Genomic DNA, 22,102 nt, shown 5'->3' with positions numbered 1-22,102 from the left:
GCAAGCATTATGAAAAGCCGGAACCTCGTTCCGGCTTTTTTATTTGCACTCTCTAGATCACTTTTCTCAGCAGATTTTTCGCGAATCTAAGCTCTAGGACCATTCCGCGCATGACAAATAATTAAGATGAATTCTTGAGTGGGTGAGCATAGATATCTGATTAATACAGCTACTTTACATTGAATTCTCAGAGGGTACAGGGTGCTTAGATCCACCGATTCACTTCCGGCAGGTCAGAAAAAGACCGCATCAGCCAAGCGTGCACCGCGTAATCGACGCCGTTTGTGGGTCTGGTTGCCAATCGCCGCTATCGCTTTGGGCGCGGGTTGGTATTTCCTGAGCGCACGCGAAAGCGGTAGCCAGAAAAGCACCTATCTGGCCGAAACAGTGGAACGCGGAAATATCGAAAATTCGATCACCGCCGTCGGCACGCTCAGCGCCCTGCGCAGTATCAATGTCGGCGCTCAGGTTTCCGGACAGCTTAAAAGCGTCAAGGTCGAAGTTGGCGACGAGGTCAAACAGGGGGACCTGATTGCCGAGATTGACCCCTCGCCGTTTGAGAAAAAAGTTGAAATCGCCAGTGCGCAGCTCGACAATCTCAAAGCCCAGCTTTTAAGCAAGCAAGCGCAACTAACGCTGAAAAAGTCGAATGCTGCCCGTCAGCGCTCCTTGCTCGCAAGCCGCAATGCTTCACAGTCGACTATCGATCAGGCTGATGCTGATCTCGCCATGGCTGACGCTGACGTGAAAGCTTTAAGCGCGCAAATCCGCCAGCAGGAAGCGCAGCTTGCCAGCGATAAGGTCGATCTCGGCTACACCAAGATTTACAGCCCGATGGCTGGCACCGTCGTCGACCAAGCCGCCAAGGAAGGCGAAACACTGAACGCCGTGCAAAGTGCGCCGACGGTCGTCACGGTTGCGGATCTCAAGGTGATGACGGTCGAGGCACAGGTCTCTGAAGCCGATATCAGCAAACTTAAGCCCAATATGCCGGTTTATTTCACCTTGCTCGGCCAGCCTGACAAACGGTTTACCGGCACACTGCGTCAGATCAAGCCAACGCCACAGACCGACAACAATGTCGTTCTCTATTATGCATTGTTCGACGTTCCCAACCCAACTGGCGAACTCATGATCAATATGAGCGCACAGGTCTATTTCGTTCTCGATCACGCCGACAATGTGCTGATCGTTCCGACCGCAGCGCTCAATTCCAAGCGCGAAGGCCAAGGCAAACCACAAGCAACGGTTCAGGTCGTCGATAAAAGCGGCTCCACCACGGAGCGCACCGTAGAGGTGGGCGTTCGTAACCGCGTACAGGCGGAAATCAAGAGCGGGCTTGAAGAAGGCGACAAGGTGGTTGTCACCTCCGCCTCGGCAACGGCAGGCTCAACCCAGCGCGGTCGCAGGCCCGGCGGCATGTTCTTCTGATGGGAGCATCCATGAACGACGCGCCCCTCATCAGACTGAACAATATCAGCAAGACCTATCACAATGGCGATCTCGCCGTTGAGGTTCTGCATGGCATTAAGCTTGATATACGCGCCGGTGAGTTCGTGGCTATCATGGGCGCATCAGGCTCGGGTAAATCGACGCTTATGAATATTCTGGGCTGTCTCGACAGTCCCAGCGGCGGTGAATATCTGCTCGATGGCGAAGATGTATCAACCCTTGATGCAGACGAATTGGCCGCATTGCGCCGCCGCACCTTCGGCTTTGTGTTCCAGAGCTACAACCTCATTGCAACATCGACCGCGCAAGAAAACGTCGAGGTTCCGGCGATCTATGCAGGCATGCCGGCCACCGAACGCCATGAACGCGCGGCCGAACTTCTCAACTCACTGAAACTCGGCGACCGCTTGGACCATCGCCCCAATCAGCTTTCCGGTGGTCAGCAGCAGCGCGTTTCCATCGCACGTGCGCTTATGAATGGCGGACGCATTATTCTTGCGGATGAACCGACAGGCGCGCTCGACAGTCAGAGTGGCGAAGATGTCATGGCGCTGCTTCGCTCCATGCATGAACAGGGTCATACGATTATCGTGATCACCCACGCCCGTGAAGTTGCGGAACGGGCAGACCGGCTGATCGAAATCCGCGATGGACAGATCCTGTCCGACACAACCAATCGTGAAATGCCGATTAGCGATGCACCACAAACCTTGCAGCAAATGACAGCAAGTGGTGCCGCACATATTGCCGATATTTCGGAAGCGGTGAAAATGGCAATGCGTGCGCTGCGCGCCAATATTTTCCGCACAATCCTCACCTTGCTCGGCATCGTCATCGGTGTGAGTTCGGTCGTCACCATGCTTGCCATCGGCACAGGCGCGCAGAATTCTATTCTTGACCGTATCAACGCAATGGGCACCGATCTGGTGCTCATTCGACCATCCATGCCGGGTTTTCGTGGCTCTGGCTCAGTGGCAACGCTGGTGCCGGAAGATGCCGACGCTATCCTGCAGCTGCCCAACATAAAAACGGCTGTTCCAGAAGTGACTGGCAGCGTTACGCTCCGGCGCGGCAATGTCGATTACCAATCGCAGGCAAACGGCACTGTTGCGGCATTCACGGAAGCGAAATCCTGGAAGGTCGCAACAGGCGATTTCATCGCCGATCATGATATGGAAACCTATGCACCCGTTGCGGTGCTGGGCGCTACGGTGGTCAAAACACTGTTCCCGGATGGCTCAAACCCCATTGGTCAATACATCCTAATCCAGAAAATACCTTTTCAGGTGATAGGTACTTTGGAACCCAAAGGAGCTGGCTTTGGTGGGTCGGATCAGGACGACGTGGTGATCGTACCGCTTTCGACCGGAAATCTCCGGCTGTTTGGCCAGAAATTTGTCCGCACAATCACGGTTCAGGTAAAAGACTCGGATCTGATCGATACGACACAGGATCAAATTCAGGAATTGCTGGACCACCGCCACAAGCAGCGTGACACCATGATCACAAACATGTCCTCGATTCGCGATGACGCGGCAGCGATGGGATCGACCCTGACGCTGTTTCTGGGATCTGTTGCCGCAATCTCGCTTCTGGTCGGCGGCATCGGCGTCATGAATATCATGTTGGTCAGCGTCACTGAGCGAACGCGTGAAATCGGTGTTCGCATGGCAACAGGCGCGCGACGACGCGACATTCTGCTTCAGTTCATCACCGAAGCGCTGACAGTCTCGGCAATTGGCGGTGCTGTTGGTGTTATACTCGGCGTCGGCACAGCAGCGGCCCTATCCTGGGCAGGTGTACCTGTTGGTTTCAGCGCAGGTCCTGTGCTTCTCGCCTTTGCCTGCGCCTTTGCAACAGGTCTTGTGTTTGGCTTTCTGCCCGCACGTAAAGCCTCGCGGCTTTTGCCAGCAGTAGCGCTCTCATCGGAATAAGTTACGCAACCGCCAGAACAGAAGCAAAAAGCCCGGCATGAAAGCCGGGCTTTTTGTTTAGAGCATAGTCCTATCGGATTGAAACGAGGATCGATAAGACTATGCTAAAAGTAAAATGAGTTAGAGCGCCGATCCGATTCAATCAGATCGAAACGCGCTCTAATGAAGAAATTCCAAAAGCTTATTTGAACTGAATTGGCACCGTAATCGGCATTCTCGGCTTAGCAATTGCCGCTGGAGGAGCAGGCACAGGCGACGAATTACGCGTTGCTTCAACTGCCAGCTGATCGACAGTTGGATTGCCTGATGATCCAACCAACCTTACGGAAAGAATATTTCCGGATGGATCAACAACGAAAGCGACCTGGGCCGTACCCTTTACGCCGCTTCCGGCCTTACGTTGCAAAGAACGTGTACGGCGCAACAAATGCGAATAGAGCTTGGCCTGCCACTTGTTGGAACTGACACCGGCAGAAGCATTGTTGTCGCCCCGGCGATTGGCTACAGCTTTTGCACCTGCATCAACATCCATGCGCGGTGCACTGGCCTGACGTGTTTCCTTGGCAGGCTCCGCCTTCTTGGGCTTTGGCTTTTCGACCTTCTGCACCGGTTTCGGCTTCTCAGGCTTCGGCTTTTCAACCTTCTTTTCCGGCTTTGGCTCAGGCTTTTCAATCGGCAGCGGCACAGCCACTTCCGGCTTCGGCGCTTCAACCACATCCGGAATCACTTCTTCCGGTTCCTTTACAGGTTCCGGTTCAGGCTCTGGCTCTGGTTCCTTGATTTCTTCCGGCACCGGTTCAGGCTCAACCTGTTCTTCAGGCTCTGCAGCTGTTTCCTGCTGTGGAGCCTCAGAGGCCACCTCTTCCATCGGAGCTTCAGGTTCAGGCGCAAGTTCGATCACCATGGCTGCGACCTGCGCGCCATCCGGTTGATCTTCCTCTTTCGTCAGATGCACAGCATAAGCACCGGCGGCATGAACACTAAGAACGATAATACCCGCACCGATCCAGCGCCCTGCATCATGCCAGAAGGAATGATGATGGCTATCGGTCGACGCCACATTCTTTATAGGGGGATGTTCGGGCGGGAGTCTGTCCATTTACTGAGCTCCCTGAATAGCTGGAGCTTGGGTCGGAGCTTGATCTGGGGCTGCTGCTGCAGAGCCATCAGGCGTAGCAGCACCAATGGTCTCAAGTCCAACGAGTGCAATCTTGAGATAGCCTGCTTCACGCAGCAGGTTCATCACACGCATCAGCTCGCCATAGCCAACATTCTTGTCAGCACGCAGGAAGACACGGGATTCCTTGTTCTTTTCCGACACGATGTCGAGCTTGGGTCCGAGACCTTCACGAACCACCGTGTCATTGCCAACGCTGACGGTCAGATCTTCCTTCAGTGTCACATAAATCGGCTTGTCCGGGCGTGGCGCAGGTGTTGCGCTTGATGCGGGAAGGTCGACATTGATGTCGACCGTTGCCAACGGCGCCGCAACCATGAAGATGATCAGAAGAACAAGCATAACGTCGATGAACGGCGTCACGTTAATCTCGTGGTTCAGCTCCAGATCGTCGCCGTCGCTTTCGCGAATTTTGCCAGCCATAAACGTTACTCCGCAGCGTGCAGCTTGCCCTCAGGCACACCTGCAGTCTTGAAGTCGAGATCGCGGCTCACCAGACGCTCAACACCGGCAGACGCATCTGCCAGAAGCTGACGATAACCTGTGATCGCACGAGCAAAGACGTTGTAGATCACAACCGCCGGGATAGCCGCCACAAGGCCGATAGCCGTTGCAAGCAATGCTTCTGCAATACCGGGGGCGACGACAGCGAGGTTAGTCGTCTGTGCCTGACTGATGCCGATGAACGAGTTCATGATGCCCCAGACAGTACCGAACAGACCCACAAAAGGTGCAACTGAACCAATGGTTGCGAGAATGCCCGTACCTTTGGAAAGACGACGACCAGCCTTCGCTTCGATACGCGACAGGCGCGAAGAAACACGTTCTTTAAGACCTTCACCGCCTGCACGGGCCAGTGCCGGACCAGAGAGGCGAACTTCATCTTCGGCAGCACGTACCAGAATTGCAGCAGGGCCTTTCGCATCGTCCAGAGACCGTACAGCCTCAGAAAGCGTCGCCGAATGGCCGATCACCTTCATGGCACGCTTGGCGCGGCTGCGTGCACCAGCAAGTTCAAGGGATTTGGCAACCCAAACGGTCCAGGTTGCAAGCGATGCCAGGGCAAGGCCGATCATGACCGACTTGACCACCCAGTCGGCGGCCATGAACATGCCCCAAGGCGAAAGATCATGTGGCAATACGAATGTGGGTGCCGCCTCTGCGGTTGTCACAGGCTGTGATACTTCAGGCGCGGTCTGTTGGGTTGCAGCAGGCTCGTTTGATGGCGTCGCTGAAGGTGTGGTCGCTGGCTGTTCAGCAGTTGGCGCCGAGTTTGCAGGTGCTGGGCTTGCAGGTGCCGGAGCTGTCGGCTCGCTTGCAGCAGGTGTGCTTGGCGCTGGCGTTGTCGGCGCTGGACTTGTTGCAGCCGGATTATTGGTGGCAGGCTCGGACGCGCCTTGCGCAAGTGCAGAACCCGCAAATGCCAGCAGCCCCACGCCCATCGCCGCAGCCGTGAAGCCTTTTCGCCAGAAACCAGTCATCTTGATCGCCTTTTGATTGTTCAGGTCCGAGCGCTTATGACTGATCGTTCATGCAGACCGTCGCGCCGCTTGTCGGCCTTTTCTTAACTCCCATTAACCTGATGATGCAAGTCATGTTTTGAATTTAGTTATATTTTCCCACGTTAGAGGTCCGCAAAATGAACTGAACCGCGGAAGAAATACCTATTGCATAAAAACTTCAAATCAGACGTGATATAGACAAGACAGTCAGGACCGACATTTCTCATAAGTGCACGGACCTGGTTGAGGCCTGTGGAGGACATGCCAATGATGTTCAAGGACATTCAGACCCTCGAAAATGCGGCACGCACGGCCATGGCCGGCAATGAAGACCCATTGCCTGTGCAGCAGCCGCTGTTGAAGCCATCCCATTACGGTCTGGCTTTCATAACCCTGCTTGGTGCCGCATATTTGCTTTTCGCCTGAAGCGAGAAGAACAACAGCCCATCTCCGGCTCCCGCCGATGTTTACCATGACTTGCAGTAGGTCATGCATTGAGTTGCTGACCTGCGGCTTTGCATGCAACCATTGGGCCTGAATAGCGTTATCTTGGCTGAACAACATGTGTTGCAGACCAGAGATCGAACAGGAGGCCTGACATGGCGCGCGGAACAACAAATACGCGGAAAATCGAGGAAAAGCTCGAAGAAGCACTGACGGATTCGACAACCGAAGACCTTCAGTCACAGGTCGAACAACTCAAGGAAGATATTGCAGCCATTGCTGCTACCTTGGCTAATCTCGGTTCGCAGACCGTCCGCGATGCGAAGCGCACTGCCAAAGAAACCTATAAAAGTGCCTATGTGCAAAGCGAAGACGTCGTTGGCGACCTCAAGAACAAGGCGCAAGACGTCGAAGCTCAGCTGACCGAGACGATCCGCGCCCGGCCGATTGCATCGCTCGCGACAGCTGTCGGCGTCGGTTATCTGCTCGCCCTCCTCTCGCGTCGCTGATCCGCGCCATGCTGAAACTTTTGGCGCCAGTCGTGGCATCACTTGCCGGTGAAGAGCTGAAGCTCCTCACTGGACGAGCCAAGCGTGCCGCCATTTTTGGGGCGGCAATTGCTGTCTTCGGCCTTATCGCTGTTGTGTTTCTTTGCGTCGCGGCCTTTTTGGCTCTAGCGGAAAACTACGGCGGACCGATTGCAGCGCTGATTCTTGCGGGTCTGTCGCTGATCCTCGCTCTGCTGATTCTCGCTGTTCTGAAAATTCAGGCGGCTGCAGAAGAGAAAAAACGCAAGCAGCGCATTGAGGCGGACAAATCGGCCCTGATGGCCACGGCTGCAATTGCCACGGTGCCATCTATACTGAAATGTCCGATACTGGCCGTCGCGTTGCCGCTGGTCGGCATTGCACTTGTCAGCATGCTTTCAGACAAGAAGAAGCGCTAGAGCGCCGTGCGCCCTCTTGGGCGCACAAAGGTCGCTCTAACACTTTATATTTACAGCATAATTCCTTAAACTGATTCAACTTTAAGGAATTATGCTGTAGTCAAAAAAGCATCTCCCCGTGATCCGCGCATTTCCAGAAAAAGTTGGAACTGGCTCTGATCACGGGGAGATGTCTTTTGTTATCAGTGCCTTTTATCCGGCGGCTTCAGTTTCTGGATCTTCTTTTGTGCTCGCAAGGGATGAAAGACGCACAATGACACGTGTGCCGGAACCGCTCTCAGCCGTTTCGTAGACGGGCTTTTCACCGAACTGCATACAAAGCTGCTCGACGACCAGCGTTCCAAGCCCGGTCTGTTCCTTGGCGTTCTCAGTCTCGTCCCTCTGCCAACCAACACCGTTATCTTCAACGATCAGAGCAGGTATTCCGGTTTCATCATCAAATTTGAAACTCACTGCGATCTGCCCCTCTTGCCGCCCCTTAAAGGCGTGCTTGACGGCGTTGGTGATGAGTTCGCCCAAAATGATCCCGACGGTGGTGACATCGCGTGCTTTGAGATCAAGCGGCGCAAAATCGGTCTGAAAGCTGATCTTGCGGTCTTCGCCGATAGCGTTGCGAATATCCTCGATAACGGTTTCCAGAAACTCGTCGATACGCGTCGATTCCATATCTTCACCCAGGCGAAGCCTGCGGTGGGCAGTGGAAACGGTCTGCACACGATCGCGGGCGGCAGAAAGGGCGGCGCGCGCTTCTTCACTGCGCGTCTGTCGCAGCTGCAGCCCAAGCAACGACGAAACAGTCGCAAGAGAATTACCGATACGATGGTTGGAATCCTGCAAAAGAATCTCGACGCGCTGACGCTCCCGTTCAGCGATGGCGCGTTCTTTCTCCAATTCAGCTGTCCGTTCACCCACACGCTTTTCAAGAAGCTCTTTTTCCGACAGCAAGGCCGACTGACCTTCAAAAAGAACGCGTGCCGCGCGTTGAACACGCGAGAAGAGCAAAAAGCCCAGAACGAAAGCGGAGGCAAGCGCAACAATCGAAGTCGCTGTCAGCCAGTAACGCATCTGATGAATATGGGCGTTACGCTCGGCAAGTTCCTGTTCTTCGGTGGCAATAAACTGAGAGACAGTTTCGGAGAGCTGATCCATCAGGAGCCTGCCCTCATCACCGCGCACTTTTTCAATGGCTTCCTGAACCCTGCCCGCCTTGGCGAGATTGACTGTGGTTCGCACATCATCATGTGCACGCTCGACCAGCGCCTTGATCTTTTTGACCCGGGCATCCTGTTGCGGATTGCCTTCCGTCAACAAAGCAAGATCGGAGAGCGTCTGATCGATATTGACGATTGAGCGCTGGTAAAGCTCGAGATAGGCGTCATCCAAAGTCAGAAGATAGCCGCGACGACTCATCTCGATATTATAGGCAATGCGCGTGACCCGGCCGACCTGCTCACGCAGTTCGAAATTCTTGGAGATATCAACGACCTGGCTGTTAACACCATAGGAAAGGAACAGTGTTATCAGCGCCGACAACAGAACTAAGCTAAGCGACACGATGAATGCTATCGGCCGAACGGAAGGTTTTAAAAGACGAGTTGAAAAGGCTGATACCAAAGGTCAATCCACGATAGAATTATTAAGCTTAAGCCTCACGCGCGAAAGCGCCTGAAATAGACGGCGCTGCAACGTTTTGAAGCCGCAACCAGCGCCGATGACCATTACGGGTCACCGGCGCTGGTTTCGCAAGCAAATATTAGTAGAGCGAAATCTTCAAGTAGCTAATGCTTAAAAACCACAACGGCATCAGCCCAGAAATCGGTATCGATTTTTGGAAGGCCCACTGCGTTGATACGAAAGTTTAGAGCATCGTTGTATAGCGCCCGAGAGGGCGCACGACGCTCTATCTTTTTGTTTTTACGCATATCTTAGTCAGAACACCGGCACCCGCTTTTCGGGTCGTGTTCTAGGCAAAGCTTCTCAAAGTCACGCGGGAGGAGTTCGCATCGGGTCCATAGTCTGCATCGCCTTCAATCTGCAATATCTCCTGCAGACGCGTACGAGCCCGGCTGACACGACTTTTGATCGTGCCCACAGCACACCCACAGATTTCGGCAGCTTCCTCATAGGCAAAGCCTGATGCACCGATCAGAATGATTGCTTCACGCTGATCATCAGGCAATTGGTCGAGAGCTGCTTTGAAGTCCTGCAAATCCAGCATTCCATACTGCGAAGGATGCACGGCAAGCTGCTCGCTGAACACGCCATCAGTGTCCTGCACTTCACGACCGCGCTTGCGCATTTGCGTGTAAAATTCATTACGAAGGATCGTAAAGAGCCAAGCCTTCATGTTGGTACCCAACTCAAAGGATTCCTGCTTGGCCCAGGCTTTCATTATTGTGTCCTGAACGAGATCGTCAGCGCGGTCATGCTGACCGATCAATGATATGGCAAACGCACGCAGACTCGGCAACGATGCCAGGAGTTCACGCTTGAATTGCGCCATCTCCTCAGCCGACGGAACCAGTGCTCTGCTCACGCGTACTCTCCTGTTCAGCCTGATCGAGTTTTTCCAAAAGATCGAGAAAACGATCCGGAATTGTCTCATCCTGTATCGAAGTATAAAGCGCTTTTAGTTTGAGGCCTACTTCGCAGTTTGGCCCCAAAATGTCCTTCCGGACGCGCCCGTTTAGCCGTACCCCGACCCCGTTCGCATGAAAGTTTTTCTTATTCGTCATCTCTTGTTCATTCTAGGCATTAAGCCCTGTTTCGATATTACCAAGCCCCAGCATTCACAGGCTAAATGCACCCACTCTCAAAAAGTTCCCGGAATTGTCACTTTCTCGTGGAACTATTTTCAAGCCGTGACGTTTTCGTATCATAATGCCGCGCTCTATAACATTCTCCAAAGGCTTTCAGGCCTGACCGTGAGTGTTAAAAAACAAGAATAGCGGCACTGAGGAGTCTATGAACCATGACGTTATCGACGCGTATTGCGCCGCACCTTCCTTATCTTCGTCGTTTTTCGCGCGCCCTGACAGGCTCGCAGGCATCGGGTGATGCCTATGTTGCAGCAACATTGGAAGCTTTGATCGCAGATATCAGTATCTTCCCGCCTTCATCTGCTGATCGAATTGCTCTTTATCGACTGTTCTGCAGTCTCTACAAGACGGCGTCCGTCCAGATACCGGAACCTGCGTCTGAATTTGCATGGGAAAAGCAGGCAGCAAGGAACCTGTCTCATATCGCTCCCTTGCCGCGACAGGCATTTTTGCTCGTTGCAGTCGAGGGCTTCAATGATCGTGAGGCAGCCGAAATTCTCGAACTGGAAGAAAGTGAATTTGGTCGGATTCTGGCAGCCGCTTCCACCGAAATCTCGAAGCAGGTCGCGACCCGCATCATGATCATCGAAGACGAACCGCTGATTGCCATGGACATCGAACAGATGGTCGAAAGTCTGGGTCATGAAGTGGTTGGTATTGCGCGCACTAAGGATGAAGCGCTTGCGCTGTATAAGCGCGAAAAGCCACGCATGGTGCTTGCGGATATTCAGCTTGCGGATGGAAGCTCGGGTATCGATGCGGTCAATGAAATTCTGCAGGATGATACTGTTCCTGTGATCTTCATCACGGCTTTCCCGGAACGCCTCCTCACAGGCGAACGGCCTGAGCCGACCTTCCTTGTGACCAAGCCGTTTAATCCCGACATGGTCAAGGCGCTTATCAGCCAAGCCCTGTTTTTTGAGGAAGCCGCTCAAGTCGCAGCCTAAAAACACACGATAGAGCCCATAAGTTAGTGCCCCCTGTAAAGAAAATCTTTTCAGGGGCATTAGCTTTCAGCAAACAATCATCCGCTTGAAAACGCGTGATTTTTTTGGGTCTGGACCTGCAAATTGTCTATTCCAAGGAACCAAAAGCATAGACAGAACGTTTCCCTTTCAATCAATGAAAAGGAGAACCAAAATGCTTTATTACGCTCTCGTTTTTCTCGTGGTAGCTCTGGTCGCAGGTGCTTTGGGCTTTGGTGGTATCGCTGGCGCATCAGCCGGTATCGCACAGATTCTGTTCTTCGTATTCCTGGCGCTGCTCGTCGTATCGCTGATCGCTTCTGCTATCCGCAAGGCTTAAGGGATAGAAGGAATATTGCTGGTAGAGGGCATATTTCAGCCCTCCCCCAGCCCACAAATAGATCGCGTCGTGATAAGGCTCCAGCCAACGGCGCGATCATTCGTCTTCGAAACAATCAGACGTTCTTAAACTCTCTATTTCAAAACACAATTTTATCGATCACCAAGCTATTTTCATTCTACAACGGACGGCAGTTGAGGCATTCATGACAGCATCAAACCCAACTCTCAAAGAAACAGAGCCGGATGCTTCACGTTTGCGCGCATTGTTGCGAGCCGTGCGGAACAGCAATGTTTGCGTTCTCTATCAAACACCCGACCTCCTTTACTCATGGGGCGAAAACATCCCCACTTACTGGCAGGAAAAATGGAAAGCGGGCGGCAAGGATTGCGATTTTATCTTCTCCACATCCATGTCGCGGCTTGATCATGCAAAACAGACAGCACTCGAAACTGGCACGGCACAGAATGTCGAGTTGGCTATCAACGACGGCGATAAACTTCGCTGGATAGAGTTTCACATTGATTGCGATCGCGATTCCGATGGAACCGTATTGGGGCTGGTCACCACGGCTCTTGAAATCAGCGAGCTGAAACGCCGCGAACAAGTGTTGAAAACATTGTTGCGCGAGGTCAGCCACCGCTCAAAGAATTTGCTCGCCATTGTGCAGAGCATTGCCAGCCAAACGGCTCGCTTCACTGATTCTGTCGATGACTTTCTTCTAAAATTTCGCGGTCGTATCCAGTCCCTCTCCTATTCTCAGGATCTGGTGACCGATTCCAATTGGCACGGCGCATTGTTTCTCGATCTCGTCCGCTCACAGATTGAAAAATATATCGACATTAACGATGAGCGCCTGATCATCGAAAGCGACAATCCTTATCTTTTCCCAGGTGCTGCATTGCATGTCGGCCTTGCTCTGCATGAGCTGATTATCAACGCGACATCTTTTGGTGGGCTTTCGATCCCTTATGGACGCGTTATCATCTCCGCAAAAATCCACCGTACGGAAAAAGGTGACGAGGAGCTGGTTTTTCATTGGGAAGAAACCAACCCGTCTATGCCCGAAGTCTATCAACACGATCCGCGCTTTGGCAGCGCCGTTCTACAACGCATTGTTCCCTCAGCTGTGGGTGGACATGCTGAATACCGCGTGGATGGCGCAGGCGCTGTCTATTCTCTTACGGTTCCGGCAGAACAATTCGATTCTTAGAAAGACCAGCGCATCGGCCCTAAAATCGGAATCGATTTTGGGAAAGCACGATGCGTAGAGCCAGTAAGTTAGAACCTGCTTTGGGCCGCCGAAAGGCTGCATGGGCTCTGAAGAATGCCGCGCTCAAATGGATTCATTTGAGCTCCCGCGAACATGCAACAATTAAATGAACCTAGAGCACGTGCCACGGGTGCGATTAAAGCATTTCCAGCAAAAAGTGCGAAGTGATTTTGCGTTGGATAATGCGTAAAAACAAACAGTTACAGCGGTTCTAACGTTTCAGTCTTAACTGGAACCGCTATAGCGCGACACGCTCAATTGGCCCATCAATCCAAGTCACACGACCAAAGAAAAGCCGTTATGGTCCTCACCACAACGGCTTTACTCTGAATATGCGGAACGCCAGCTGCATAAACGGGGGCGTCTGCGCGGCATTCTCGCTGTCCACTTCATACGGGGAGATTGAAGTGAACGATGAAGACTGCTTGCGGGGCGGGTTGCAGTCCTCATAGCAAAAAACGCCAGTTGAGGGATTTGGTTCCCTCAGGATTTTATTTTTTTGCAATAAAGTTCGAGACGGTGATGAACGATCTCATATCCGAGCGAACGCGCAATCTCTTCCTGCAATTTTTCGATTTTGTCAGAGCGGAATTCGACCACATCGCCACTATCCATATCAATAATATGGTCATGATGTGCGCCACTCGCCTGTTCGAACCGGGACGGTCCACCAGCAAAGGCGTGGCGGTGGATCGCACCTAGCTCTTCGAGCAGTTTCATAGTCCGGTAAACGGTGGATAGCGAAATGCTATTGTCGATCTCGACCGCACGCCGGAAAATCTCCAGCGCGTCCGGGTGATCTTCCGTCTCAGTCAATATGTTCAGGATGATGCGGCGCGGCCGCGTAATGCGGACACCAGCCTGCCTCAACTCCTGCTCATAATCGGGTTTCTTATACGATTCACTCATGCTGAGATTATGCACCGGCAATGCTCCAGTTGCAAATTTTTGCAACTGGAATGGCAAACATCTCCCCAGACCATTTTCTGATCACCCTTGCTAATGAGGGCTCTTCATCGTGCGATCACAAATAGGCAAGCGGTGAGAGGCTCAGAATGAAGCCTATAAAGGCAACAAAGCTGCGCCAGTAAAATAGGCCCCAGAGACCGGATATGATCCCCACGGGTGCCGTGTAGACACAGAATATCACCAGATATCCGTCGTTACCCACGCCGAAGAAAACAAGATAGTAGAAAATGAATGCGGTTATTGCGCCAAAGATCAGGGATATAATCGCCGAGAAGCACCAGTTCTGCTTCCTGATAGATTTCGCTTGGTTCATACAGAGCCGATTCTCCGATTAGTCCCTGAGCAGAATAGGCACCTTGGCCGAAGGTTCTGATACAACCAAGGATGTCGGCCCCATTACCAGCGCGGTGTGCACCGATTATGGTGCACCAACGCGAAAATAGGTGCCGGCCGCAGTGCCAAAGCCACCGGAAGTAGACTCATCGCAAAATTGTGTAGGAATTTTCAAGGTTGCTCCTTCCAACTGAAGCACAAGGGGTCCGGACCCGCCCTTAAACTCTGCCTCACCCGGTGTTTTCTGCTCAAGCACACCCTCGAAGTTGCACACCCAGCTCCCATTCGCCTGATCGGCAACGTTGATTTTCACCGACAGCTGGCCTGATGTATTTTTTTCCAGCTCTACGAGGCCCCATTCGTTGCGCCAGTTGCCTTCAAAGGATGAGTTGCTGGTGACCGATATCCAGTTGAGGAACTCTGCGCGCATTTCTGTCCGGTCCAGCAAACCTTGCAGTTTGCTTTCTTGATTAGATAAATTGCTTTCAAACGCCTGAGTGCGCAACCGAATGAAGTCGCCCTGATCCACACGAAGTGCTTCCTTCAATGCAGGATCGGCTCTTTCAATCAGTGCAGAATACGCAATCGACATAGCACGGTCTGCCTCGGCAATCTCTTCCTTAGAACAAATCGCCTTTTCCGTTGCAGTCGAAGCTTTTCCGCAGTCAAACCCTGCTTGGGCCAATGCTGGAACAAGGGGGAATGCGTACATTCCTAAAGCGGCGCAGAAGACAGCGGAGTATTTCGTATGACGCATTTTCACCCTCAGTATTTAGCTCTTCAACTGTCGTCGATATATCTGTGATCAGGAGTAGACTTGTAATGGCTTTATGCCGTGCATCAAACTCTTTAAGCAACGTTTGCGTCCAATGCTAGAGGCTACCGCTTCAACCAGTCAGCGCGCGAACGTCTCTCCAAATTGAACAGACGTCAATTCGCGAGCAAGAGCCATTTTAATTGAAGGTGTTGAAATCTTGGTACGCCCAAGGGGAATCGAACCCCTGTTTGCGCCGTGAGAGGGCGCCGTCCTAACCGCTAGACGATGGGCGCAGAGCCAAGTAGCTTCCGCTGATATAGACCTGACAAGCCCAAAGCGCAATGCCAGCTGATATTGAAAAGGGCGACAAAACTGCCGCCCTGTAACTCATGAATTACTCGACATTACCGAGCTTGATGCGGCCAATGATACGGGACTCGCGATAATCGTAAACGATAATCTCAGTGCCGCCGTCTGGCAGTAAAGTTTCCAGCGAAAGCTGCTGGCCAGACAGACTTTGCGACAGCAGGCGCGTACCCGGCGCAAGTTCAATCTGCGATTCAATCAGCTTGATTGGCTCAGGCAGCGAGGGTGCAATTGCAGCCTGTCCCGGAATGTCTGTGCGCGCAGCTTCTGTTTCGCTTGCGTCCGGCGCGCGATTGATCTTGTAGACAACGGCGACAAGCACAGCCATAAGACCTATCAACATAACACCGATGGAAACTGCAAGCAGACGGATCATCTTGCGACGGACTTTCTCCATCGCTGGATCAAGCGGGGGTTCCGGCTGTTGTTGTTCCGGATAATAGCCCTGCTGATAGTCCTGATATCCTGAATCCTGCTGATTCTGATATCTGGGATAGTGTGGATCCTGCATTAAATGACTCCGGTTCATGCACCCGCGTGGGCGCGTGATAACGAAGGGAAGAGACAATTGAAAGAACTAATTGCCGACCTAGATGCTGCAGGCAAAAGATTAGACCAGTGGCTGGCCGCAGCATTGGGGCCGGAACTCTCCCGCAGTCGCGTCCAGTCCCTGATTGCTGAGGGTCATGTGACCCTCGATGGTATTCCCGCCAGCGGTGCCAAGCAAAAGCTGCGCGAAGGCATGAAGATTGCCATCGTGCTGCCTGAGCCTGAACCTGCCGATCCGCAAGGCGAGAACATCCCGCTGGATATTCTCTATGAAGACGATGATCTCATCGTCATCAACAAGCCCGCAGGCCTTGTTGTCCATCCGGGGAACGGCAATTGGACGGGAACGCTTGTTAATGCCCTCATATATCATTGTGGCGATAGCTTGTCCGGTATCGGTGGAATCCGCCGTCCCGGCATCGTTCATCGTCTGGACAAGGATACAAGTGGCGTTATGGTTGTTGCCAAGAATGACCGTTCCCATCGCCATTTGAGCGAACAGTTTGCCGATCACGGTCGCACCGGCGATCTGGAACGCGCTTATCTTGCACTCGTCTGGGGCATGACTGAGCGCCCGCAAGGTGTGATCGATGCCCATCTTGGCCGCTCGCATCGCGATCGCACCAAACAGGCCGTCGTGAAAGAAGAGCGCGAAGATGCGCGCCACGCGGTCACCCATTATTCGACGATTGAGAAGTTTGCACCACAGGAAGATGCAACCTCGCTTGCTTCGTTGGTCGAGTGCCGTCTCGAAACGGGTCGCACGCATCAGATCCGTGTTCACATGGCCCATATCGGCCATCCGCTTGTCGGCGACATGGACTATGGCAGTGCCTATAAAACCAAAGCCAACAAGTTGCCAGAACCGCTCAAGAACGCCGTACATGGCTTCCACCGCCAAGCACTGCATGCATGGCTTCTCGCTTTCACGCATCCCGCAACAGAAGAGCTAATGCGCTTTGAAGCCGCGATGCCGGAAGATATGAAACACCTTCTGGAAAGTTTCCGCAGCCACTCTATATAAGCCTGTAAAGAATATCGGGCTCGTTTTTGGGCCACTCATGACTATGTTTAAGCTCATCCCGAAAAGTGTGAAACGGTTTTCGGATGGGATGTGCGTGAACACAAATAGCAAGGGTGCTTATCGCAGCATCATGGATGAGCATGTGCTCCCTTGCTGTTCACATTCTAGTGACAGATTGTTTCATGAGTTTAAAGATCGTGTTTTCGCCAAAATCGTGCCTATATATGGAGGCTCGCGTGTGGGAAGTGCAGGAGGCAGCCCCCGCGACAGGTTCGCCAAATGGGAGCCTGAAACTATAAAGGAGGGTGCTCTATGGCCCAGGTTAATCTCCCCAGCATTACATCCGGTGACGGTGGTCTTACCCGTTATCTTGAAGAAATTCGTCGTTTCCCAATGCTTCAGCCGCAGGAAGAATACATGCTGGCTAAGCGTTATCATGAACATACTGATGCGAAAGCAGCTCATAAGCTGGTGACCAGCCATCTTCGCCTGGTTGCGAAGATTGCAATGGGCTATCGCGGCTATGGCCTGCCGATCGGTGAAGTTATCTCCGAAGGCAATGTCGGCCTGATGCAGGCAGTCAAGCGCTTTGAACCAGAACGCGGCTTCCGTCTTGCTACTTATGCAATGTGGTGGATCAAGGCGTCGATCCAGGAATATATCCTGCGCTCGTGGAGCCTTGTGAAGATGGGCACGACTGCCAATCAAAAGCGTCTGTTCTTCAATCTGCGCAAGATGAAGAGCAAAATTCAGGCGCTTGATGACGGCGATCTCAACCCGGATCAGGTCAAGCAGATTGCGACCAAGCTGCAAGTCAGCGAAGAAGAAGTCGTTTCCATGAACCGTCGTCTGTCCGGCGATGCTTCGCTCAATGCGCCTCTGCGCGCGAGTGAAGGGGAATCGGGCGAATGGCAGGATTGGCTGGTCGATGACAGCAGCAGCCAGGAACAGGTTCTGATTGAACAGGACGAGCTGGAAAGCCGCCGTTCGCTGCTCGAACAGGCCATGGACACGCTTAACGAACGCGAACGTCGCATTTTTCAGGCTCGTCGCCTTTCAGAAGACCCAATGACTCTGGAAGACCTTTCCGGTGAGTTTGGCATCAGCCGCGAACGCGTGCGTCAGATTGAAGTGCGCGCCTTTGAAAAAGTACAGGCCGCCGTCAAGGCCGCAGCTTTCAAACAGCAGAAGGCGTTGAACCATGTCGAGGAAGCTCACGCCTAAAATTCTTCTGTCTTTGAAACCAATGTCTGCCGCAAATGGATCACTCCATTTTGCGGCAGTTTGTTTTTGAAATGCTTGACCAAATTGACAAGCGGATTTTCGGGTAAAATCGAAATGCGCTGTTCGCTACTCGTCGAGTGGTGACGCACTGTCACGCAACTGATAAAAATCCGTCAAATAACTGTGACGCAATGGCTTTAGGCAACAGGTGTATTTCACCGAAGCCTAAAGGTCATCCCATGAAAAAGCTCCTGCTCGCTGCAGCTCTCGCTCTCACCGCTGCGACCGCCGTATCCGCGTCTGAATATGTCTCTTATCTCGACTATCCTCAGAAAGAACAGGACGGGAAAGAGTTCTTCACTGCCATCGAAATTCCTCAGGGCAGCTTCACCAAATATGAAATTGACGACAAGACCGGTCACATCGTTGTTGATCGTTATCAGTCGATGCCTGTGATCTATCCGGCCAATTACGGTTCGATCACCAGCACGCTCGCTGGCGATGGTGATCCGCTTGATGCCCTCGTCTACACCCGTGAACCTATCGTTCCAGGCGCAATTATCAAGGTCCGCCCAATCGGCGTTCTGAAGATGATCGACGGTGGCGAAACCGACGATAAGATCGTGGCTGTTCCAACCTCCAAAATCGATCCAACCTACGACAACATCAAGGAGCTCTCGGATCTGCCAAAGATTGAACAACAGCGCCTGGAAGCATTCTTCCGCGTTTACAAGCAGCTCCCAGAAGGCCGTAAGGTTGTAGAACTGGGTGGCTTTGACAGTGCTGAAACTGCAGCAAACGAAGTAGCCAAGGCAATCAAGGCTTTCGCAGAAAAGAAATAACCGTATTGGTTTCAATAAAAAAGGCCGCTTTACAGCGGCCTTTTATGATTCTCTGTTCTGCGTTTTAGTTCACGCCGAGAACGTCATTAAAGACCTTCTCGCCGGGAACTCCTTTTTCAAGACTGATCAGCGCACGGCGACCATTGCGGTAGGAAACCGGAATATCGATCCACTGCAGACGACGCATCAGCGAAAGATTGGTATCTTGCGCGGTCTTTGCATCATTAAGCCAGATGATGAAGAAATTATCCGCGATCTTGGATGGTACAGCGATCAACGGGTTGCCCGCTGCCTGCTCGGTATCCTTGAACGTAATACGCTGAACATTATCGACGACACCGCCAACGAAATTATCAGGCACGGTGAAGACCATTTCAATCAGATGGCTGGCAGGAATCGATTGATCCGTATTCTTGCGGATCGTCATCTTCAGCTCAACCTTGCTGTCAGGCATCGTCACGCTTGCACGAATAGCTGGCGCTGCCGGTTCGCCCTCGCTTGGGCTTTCTTCAATCTCGGACCAGACGACGTTGCCACGCTCAACCGATCCGGTTTCCGTACCGCCGCGCTCTTCATAGAGAAGCGCCTGCTGGCCAACGGCTACGGCCTGCTGAGACTGCGGCTGATTCTGGGTGTTGGTCTGCTCAGGCGTTGGTGTCGAAGCGGCTGTTGATTTGCCTTCGCCAACGCCAGCCTGACCACCCGCCGGGCCTTCATCAGTCTCACTGCCATCTGGCATGAGACGCTGCGTCATCTTCTGTTCTTCAGGTGTTGCTGGCGTCTGTTCGCTCGGCGGCTGCTCATTACCGGCGGTCTGTCCGGCTGGCGGCGTCTCTTCTGCAGGTGGTTGCGTTGTACCAGTATCACCGCTGGCAGGCGCATCGCTGCGGCCAAGGCTTGATGCCAGTTCCTGCAGCTTGTCCTTGTTTGCCCAAACGCCATAACCCACGCCACCAAGAGCGAGGACGGCAATAAGGCCGATGATCAAACCCTTGAACGAGCGCTTTTCTTTCCGAACGTCCTGATCTGCATATTCCCCGCGGCGGGCATACGCCTTGTCATCAGAACCGTCCCTATCGCGCTCAACGGCCCAGTCATCATTGCTACGAGAATGAACCGGCGCGGCAGCAGCATCACTATCGACATCGCCGTCGGAATAACGACGCTCGGTCGAAACCGGAGCTTCATCATCATAGGACGACATTCGTGTCGAACGGGTTGATTCGTGCAGAAAGTCTTCCAGCGGATCCGTCTGCGGTTCTTCAACCACAGGCGTCGATGCCGGCGGGGCGTAAAAAGCTTCAACTTCTTCAATAGCGTCTTCGAGAATCTTGCGCTGGCGGACAGCCACAACTTGCGAGGCATTCGCAGTCACAAGCTTCTGTTCAATCGTCGCACGCGCCTTTGCATAGACACGCTGGCGCAGTTCAGGCGATTTGTCTGCCTGCGCATCGATTGTCTTTTTCAGAACCGCTACAAAATCCGCCATGCCGTTTTACCCAGTTTCCGCGAGTTCGAAATGCAGTAAATGTCTCAATAATCACAATAATCGATGGAAAGCAAAGGTTGCGGCAACGATTAAGTGAACGCTTTCAAAATGATCGCGAAAAAACCTTAAAAAAATACCCGGTCCGCCATGATGACAAACCGGGTGTATTATTTTTGCAGAACCGAAGTTCAGATCAATCAATCCTGGAATGGATCGGTTACGAGGATCGTGTCTTCACGTTCAGGGCTCGTCGAAAGCATTGCAACCGGAGCACCGATCAGCTCTTCGATGTGGCGAACATATTTGACAGCCTGTGCCGGAAGATCATTCCACGAACGCGCACCAGCTGTCGTTTCCGACCAGCCCGGCAGCGTTTCATAGATCGGCTTCACGCGAGCCTGCGCACCCATTGAGGATGGGAGATAGTCGATGCGCTTGCCATCAAGCTCATAGGCCACGCAAATCTTGATTTCTTCAAGACCGTCGAGAACGTCGAGCTTGGTCAGTGCAATGCCGGTAATGCCGGACGTGCGAACCGTCTGGCGAACGATAACCGCATCGAACCAGCCGCAACGACGCTTACGACCCGTCACCACGCCAAATTCATGGCCCTTGGTGCCAAGGAATTCGCCGATTTCGTCATTAAGTTCGGTCGGAAATGGGCCTTCGCCAACACGGGTGGTGTACGCCTTGGTAATGCCGAGAACATAACCGATTGCTGTCGGACCAAGGCCCGAACCAGCAGCTGCCTGACCGGCAACCGTATTGGACGAGGTGACGAACGGATAGGTGCCGTGGTCGTTATCGAGCAATGCACCCTGCGCACCTTCGAAAAGAATGCGAGCGCCAGCCTTACGGCGTTCATCGAGAACGCGCCAGACCTGATCAATGTAAGGCAGGATCTTGTCGGCAACCGAAGTCAGCTCTTCAAGAATGGTCTTAACCGAGATTTCTTCAAGACCCATGCCGCGACGCAGCAGGTTGTGATGGGTGAGCAGACGCTCAACCTTTGGCTCCAGTGTTTCCGGCTCAGTCAGGTCGATGACGCGGATTGCACGACGGCCAACCTTGTCTTCGTAAGCAGGGCCAATACCTCGCTTGGTCGTGCCGATCTTGAGGCCTTCAGTAGCGCCTTCGCGCATAGCGTCAAGTTCGCGATGAATGGAGAGAATCAGCGGAGCGTTTTCCGCAATGCGCAGCACGTCCGGCGTGATTTCGATGCCCTGACCGCGCAGTTTCTCAACTTCCATGACAAAATGATGCGGATCAACCACAACACCGTTGCCGATCACGCTCAGCTTGCCGCGCACAAGGCCGGATGGCAGAAGCGAAAGCTTGTAGCTGACGCCATCGATGACAAGCGTATGACCCGCGTTATGACCGCCCTGATAGCGCACAATCACATCGGCGCGCTCGGACAACCAGTCCACGATCTTTCCCTTGCCCTCATCGCCCCATTGCGACCCGACGACAACTACATTCGCCATTGAGAAAACTCCTCGGTCCGGCATTTCAGCCGTAATGTATAGCCCAAGGATCGCAAGCAAGCCCCGTCAATGAAACGCGAGGTGCTGATCCCTCGTCTCTATACCGACTGAATCCTGCTTACGCGACTCTTTCATGCAGGAAATGCGAATATTTTCACGACAACTTGGAAAAACAGCTTTCAAAACGGGGAAAAACATGGCGAACTGGTG

23 protein-coding genes and 1 tRNA gene are annotated in these 22,102 nt (G+C 53.0%); 11 read left to right on the top strand and 13 right to left on the bottom strand.

The genetic code is table 11. The annotated features are described in order from the left end of the window. The first annotated feature begins 201 nt into the window (after positions 1-201). Positions 202-1,431, top strand: a complete 1,230-nt coding sequence (locus OIV19_RS18700) for an efflux RND transporter periplasmic adaptor subunit (RefSeq protein WP_264232811.1) — start codon at positions 202-204, stop codon at positions 1,429-1,431. Then, positions 1,431-3,386, top strand: coding sequence for a MacB family efflux pump subunit (locus tag OIV19_RS18695; protein WP_421522417.1), 1,956 nt, complete (start codon positions 1,431-1,433; stop codon positions 3,384-3,386). The genes OIV19_RS18700 and OIV19_RS18695 overlap by 1 nt, the downstream gene beginning before the upstream one ends. Positions 3,387-3,567: 181 nt before the next feature. On the opposite strand, the gene OIV19_RS18690 is transcribed toward OIV19_RS18695, so the two are convergent. The 3 genes from OIV19_RS18690 to exbB are packed head-to-tail and all read right to left on the bottom strand — an operon-like array spanning position 3,568 to position 6,044. After that, on the bottom strand, positions 3,568-4,485 hold the full coding sequence (locus OIV19_RS18690; protein ID WP_095447297.1) for an energy transducer TonB family protein: 918 nt from the start codon (positions 4,483-4,485) through the stop codon (positions 3,568-3,570). Beyond that, positions 4,486-4,986 carry a TonB system transport protein ExbD gene (gene exbD, locus OIV19_RS18685; protein WP_264232810.1) on the bottom strand — a complete coding sequence of 167 codons (501 nt, stop codon included), beginning with the start codon at positions 4,984-4,986 and terminating at the stop codon, positions 4,486-4,488. 5 nt (positions 4,987-4,991) lie between these two features. Further along, positions 4,992-6,044 carry a tonB-system energizer ExbB gene (gene exbB / locus OIV19_RS18680; protein ID WP_264232809.1) on the bottom strand — a complete coding sequence of 351 codons (1,053 nt, stop codon included), beginning with the start codon at positions 6,042-6,044 and terminating at the stop codon, positions 4,992-4,994. A gap of 288 nt (positions 6,045-6,332) precedes the next feature. Here exbB and OIV19_RS18675 point away from each other — a divergent pair, with 288 nt between their 5' ends. The 3 genes from OIV19_RS18675 to OIV19_RS18665 all read left to right on the top strand — a co-directional run bounded on the left by OIV19_RS18675 (position 6,333) and on the right by OIV19_RS18665 (position 7,455). Further along, the gene (locus OIV19_RS18675) at positions 6,333-6,491 is read left to right on the top strand and encodes a hypothetical protein (RefSeq protein ID WP_167388302.1); all 159 of its coding nucleotides are present in this window, start codon (positions 6,333-6,335) and stop codon (positions 6,489-6,491) included. A gap of 173 nt (positions 6,492-6,664) precedes the next feature. Further along, positions 6,665-7,018 carry a DUF883 family protein gene (locus OIV19_RS18670; protein ID WP_151096046.1) on the top strand — a complete coding sequence of 118 codons (354 nt, stop codon included), beginning with the start codon at positions 6,665-6,667 and terminating at the stop codon, positions 7,016-7,018. Positions 7,019-7,026: 8 nt separating this feature from the next. Further along, entirely contained in the window at positions 7,027-7,455 is a 429-nt protein-coding gene (locus OIV19_RS18665; RefSeq protein ID WP_264232807.1) for a phage holin family protein, read from the top strand. A gap of 192 nt (positions 7,456-7,647) precedes the next feature. Here the strand turns inward: OIV19_RS18665 and OIV19_RS18660 are convergent, their stop codons facing one another. The 3 genes from OIV19_RS18660 to OIV19_RS18650 form a co-directional block, all read right to left on the bottom strand. Next, a complete protein-coding gene (locus tag OIV19_RS18660; RefSeq protein WP_264232805.1) occupies positions 7,648-9,069 on the bottom strand; it encodes a CHASE3 domain-containing protein in 1,422 nt (473 codons plus the stop codon). A 349-nt stretch (positions 9,070-9,418) separates the two neighbouring features. After that, a complete protein-coding gene (locus tag OIV19_RS18655; RefSeq protein ID WP_095447303.1) occupies positions 9,419-9,958 on the bottom strand; it encodes an RNA polymerase sigma factor in 540 nt (179 codons plus the stop codon). A 4-nt stretch (positions 9,959-9,962) separates the two neighbouring features. Next, positions 9,963-10,190 carry a NepR family anti-sigma factor gene (locus OIV19_RS18650; RefSeq protein ID WP_095447304.1) on the bottom strand — a complete coding sequence of 76 codons (228 nt, stop codon included), beginning with the start codon at positions 10,188-10,190 and terminating at the stop codon, positions 9,963-9,965. A gap of 236 nt (positions 10,191-10,426) precedes the next feature. Here OIV19_RS18650 and OIV19_RS18645 point away from each other — a divergent pair, with 236 nt between their 5' ends. The 3 genes from OIV19_RS18645 to OIV19_RS18635 all read left to right on the top strand — a co-directional run bounded on the left by OIV19_RS18645 (position 10,427) and on the right by OIV19_RS18635 (position 12,792). Continuing rightward, positions 10,427-11,221 carry a response regulator gene (locus OIV19_RS18645; RefSeq protein WP_095447305.1) on the top strand — a complete coding sequence of 265 codons (795 nt, stop codon included), beginning with the start codon at positions 10,427-10,429 and terminating at the stop codon, positions 11,219-11,221. A 193-nt stretch (positions 11,222-11,414) separates the two neighbouring features. Continuing rightward, on the top strand, positions 11,415-11,579 hold the full coding sequence (locus OIV19_RS18640; RefSeq protein ID WP_007876538.1) for a DUF1328 domain-containing protein: 165 nt from the start codon (positions 11,415-11,417) through the stop codon (positions 11,577-11,579). A gap of 205 nt (positions 11,580-11,784) precedes the next feature. Continuing rightward, positions 11,785-12,792 carry a PAS domain-containing sensor histidine kinase gene (locus tag OIV19_RS18635; RefSeq protein WP_095447306.1) on the top strand — a complete coding sequence of 336 codons (1,008 nt, stop codon included), beginning with the start codon at positions 11,785-11,787 and terminating at the stop codon, positions 12,790-12,792. 543 nt (positions 12,793-13,335) lie between these two features. Here the strand turns inward: OIV19_RS18635 and OIV19_RS18630 are convergent. The 5 genes from OIV19_RS18630 to OIV19_RS18610 form a co-directional block, all read right to left on the bottom strand. Further along, a complete protein-coding gene (locus tag OIV19_RS18630) occupies positions 13,336-13,761 on the bottom strand; it encodes a Fur family transcriptional regulator (RefSeq protein ID WP_024895691.1) in 426 nt (141 codons plus the stop codon). 115 nt (positions 13,762-13,876) lie between these two features. Continuing rightward, entirely contained in the window at positions 13,877-14,134 is a 258-nt protein-coding gene (locus OIV19_RS18625) for a hypothetical protein (RefSeq protein WP_210318362.1), read from the bottom strand. Between the two features lie 105 nt (positions 14,135-14,239). Further along, positions 14,240-14,911, bottom strand: a complete 672-nt coding sequence (locus tag OIV19_RS18620; RefSeq protein WP_095447307.1) for a lysozyme inhibitor LprI family protein — start codon at positions 14,909-14,911, stop codon at positions 14,240-14,242. 218 nt (positions 14,912-15,129) lie between these two features. Then, positions 15,130-15,204, bottom strand: a tRNA-Glu gene (locus OIV19_RS18615). 101 nt (positions 15,205-15,305) lie between these two features. Next, a complete protein-coding gene (locus OIV19_RS18610; RefSeq protein ID WP_095447308.1) occupies positions 15,306-15,788 on the bottom strand; it encodes a hypothetical protein in 483 nt (160 codons plus the stop codon). Positions 15,789-15,791: 3 nt separating this feature from the next. On the opposite strand from OIV19_RS18610, the gene OIV19_RS18605 reads away from it, so the two are divergent. The 3 genes from OIV19_RS18605 to OIV19_RS18595 all read left to right on the top strand — a co-directional run bounded on the left by OIV19_RS18605 (position 15,792) and on the right by OIV19_RS18595 (position 18,916). After that, a complete protein-coding gene (locus tag OIV19_RS18605) occupies positions 15,792-16,850 on the top strand; it encodes an RluA family pseudouridine synthase (RefSeq protein WP_191793450.1) in 1,059 nt (352 codons plus the stop codon). A 312-nt stretch (positions 16,851-17,162) separates the two neighbouring features. Beyond that, a complete protein-coding gene (gene rpoH, locus OIV19_RS18600) occupies positions 17,163-18,074 on the top strand; it encodes an RNA polymerase sigma factor RpoH (RefSeq protein WP_264232796.1) in 912 nt (303 codons plus the stop codon). A gap of 239 nt (positions 18,075-18,313) precedes the next feature. Then, entirely contained in the window at positions 18,314-18,916 is a 603-nt protein-coding gene (locus OIV19_RS18595) for an inorganic diphosphatase (RefSeq protein ID WP_095447311.1), read from the top strand. Positions 18,917-18,980: 64 nt separating this feature from the next. Here OIV19_RS18595 and OIV19_RS18590 read toward each other — a convergent pair whose 3' ends face one another. Beyond that, positions 18,981-20,405, bottom strand: a complete 1,425-nt coding sequence (locus tag OIV19_RS18590) for a transcriptional regulator (protein WP_095447312.1) — start codon at positions 20,403-20,405, stop codon at positions 18,981-18,983. A gap of 197 nt (positions 20,406-20,602) precedes the next feature. Then, on the bottom strand, positions 20,603-21,892 hold the full coding sequence (locus OIV19_RS18585) for an adenylosuccinate synthase (protein WP_095447313.1): 1,290 nt from the start codon (positions 21,890-21,892) through the stop codon (positions 20,603-20,605). Positions 21,893-22,102: the final 210 nt, after the last annotated feature.

Source organism: Brucella sp. HL-2, from assembly GCF_025846885.2.
Classification (GTDB): Bacteria; Pseudomonadota; Alphaproteobacteria; order Rhizobiales; family Rhizobiaceae; genus Brucella; species Brucella quorumnocens.
This window is presented reverse-complemented; position numbering and strand designations above follow the sequence as displayed.

Excerpts from the sequence above, each read along its gene's own strand:
- exbD (WP_264232810.1), bottom strand. The coding sequence starts at position 4,986 with ATGGCTGGCAAAATTCGCGAAAGCGACGGCGACGATCTGGAGCTGAAC.
- OIV19_RS18690 (WP_095447297.1), bottom strand. The coding sequence starts at position 4,485 with ATGGACAGACTCCCGCCCGAACATCCCCCTATAAAGAATGTGGCGTCG.
- OIV19_RS18595 (WP_095447311.1), top strand. The coding sequence starts at position 18,314 with ATGAAAAAGCTCCTGCTCGCTGCAGCTCTCGCTCTCACCGCTGCGACC.
- OIV19_RS18675 (WP_167388302.1), top strand. The coding sequence starts at position 6,333 with ATGATGTTCAAGGACATTCAGACCCTCGAAAATGCGGCACGCACGGCC.
- OIV19_RS18605 (WP_191793450.1), top strand. The coding sequence starts at position 15,792 with ATGACTCCGGTTCATGCACCCGCGTGGGCGCGTGATAACGAAGGGAAG.
- OIV19_RS18695 (WP_421522417.1), top strand. The coding sequence starts at position 1,431 with ATGGGAGCATCCATGAACGACGCGCCCCTCATCAGACTGAACAATATC.
- OIV19_RS18645 (WP_095447305.1), top strand. The coding sequence starts at position 10,427 with ATGACGTTATCGACGCGTATTGCGCCGCACCTTCCTTATCTTCGTCGT.
- exbB (WP_264232809.1), bottom strand. The coding sequence starts at position 6,044 with ATGACTGGTTTCTGGCGAAAAGGCTTCACGGCTGCGGCGATGGGCGTG.
- OIV19_RS18610 (WP_095447308.1), bottom strand. The coding sequence starts at position 15,788 with ATGCAGGATCCACACTATCCCAGATATCAGAATCAGCAGGATTCAGGA.
- OIV19_RS18635 (WP_095447306.1), top strand. The coding sequence starts at position 11,785 with ATGACAGCATCAAACCCAACTCTCAAAGAAACAGAGCCGGATGCTTCA.
- OIV19_RS18585 (WP_095447313.1), bottom strand. The coding sequence starts at position 21,892 with ATGGCGAATGTAGTTGTCGTCGGGTCGCAATGGGGCGATGAGGGCAAG.
- OIV19_RS18670 (WP_151096046.1), top strand. The coding sequence starts at position 6,665 with ATGGCGCGCGGAACAACAAATACGCGGAAAATCGAGGAAAAGCTCGAA.
- OIV19_RS18640 (WP_007876538.1), top strand. The coding sequence starts at position 11,415 with ATGCTTTATTACGCTCTCGTTTTTCTCGTGGTAGCTCTGGTCGCAGGT.
- OIV19_RS18590 (WP_095447312.1), bottom strand. The coding sequence starts at position 20,405 with ATGGCGGATTTTGTAGCGGTTCTGAAAAAGACAATCGATGCGCAGGCA.
- OIV19_RS18630 (WP_024895691.1), bottom strand. The coding sequence starts at position 13,761 with ATGAGTGAATCGTATAAGAAACCCGATTATGAGCAGGAGTTGAGGCAG.
- OIV19_RS18620 (WP_095447307.1), bottom strand. The coding sequence starts at position 14,911 with ATGCGTCATACGAAATACTCCGCTGTCTTCTGCGCCGCTTTAGGAATG.
- OIV19_RS18625 (WP_210318362.1), bottom strand. The coding sequence starts at position 14,134 with ATGAACCAAGCGAAATCTATCAGGAAGCAGAACTGGTGCTTCTCGGCG.
- OIV19_RS18650 (WP_095447304.1), bottom strand. The coding sequence starts at position 10,190 with ATGACGAATAAGAAAAACTTTCATGCGAACGGGGTCGGGGTACGGCTA.
- OIV19_RS18655 (WP_095447303.1), bottom strand. The coding sequence starts at position 9,958 with ATGGCGCAATTCAAGCGTGAACTCCTGGCATCGTTGCCGAGTCTGCGT.
- rpoH (WP_264232796.1), top strand. The coding sequence starts at position 17,163 with ATGGCCCAGGTTAATCTCCCCAGCATTACATCCGGTGACGGTGGTCTT.
- OIV19_RS18665 (WP_264232807.1), top strand. The coding sequence starts at position 7,027 with ATGCTGAAACTTTTGGCGCCAGTCGTGGCATCACTTGCCGGTGAAGAG.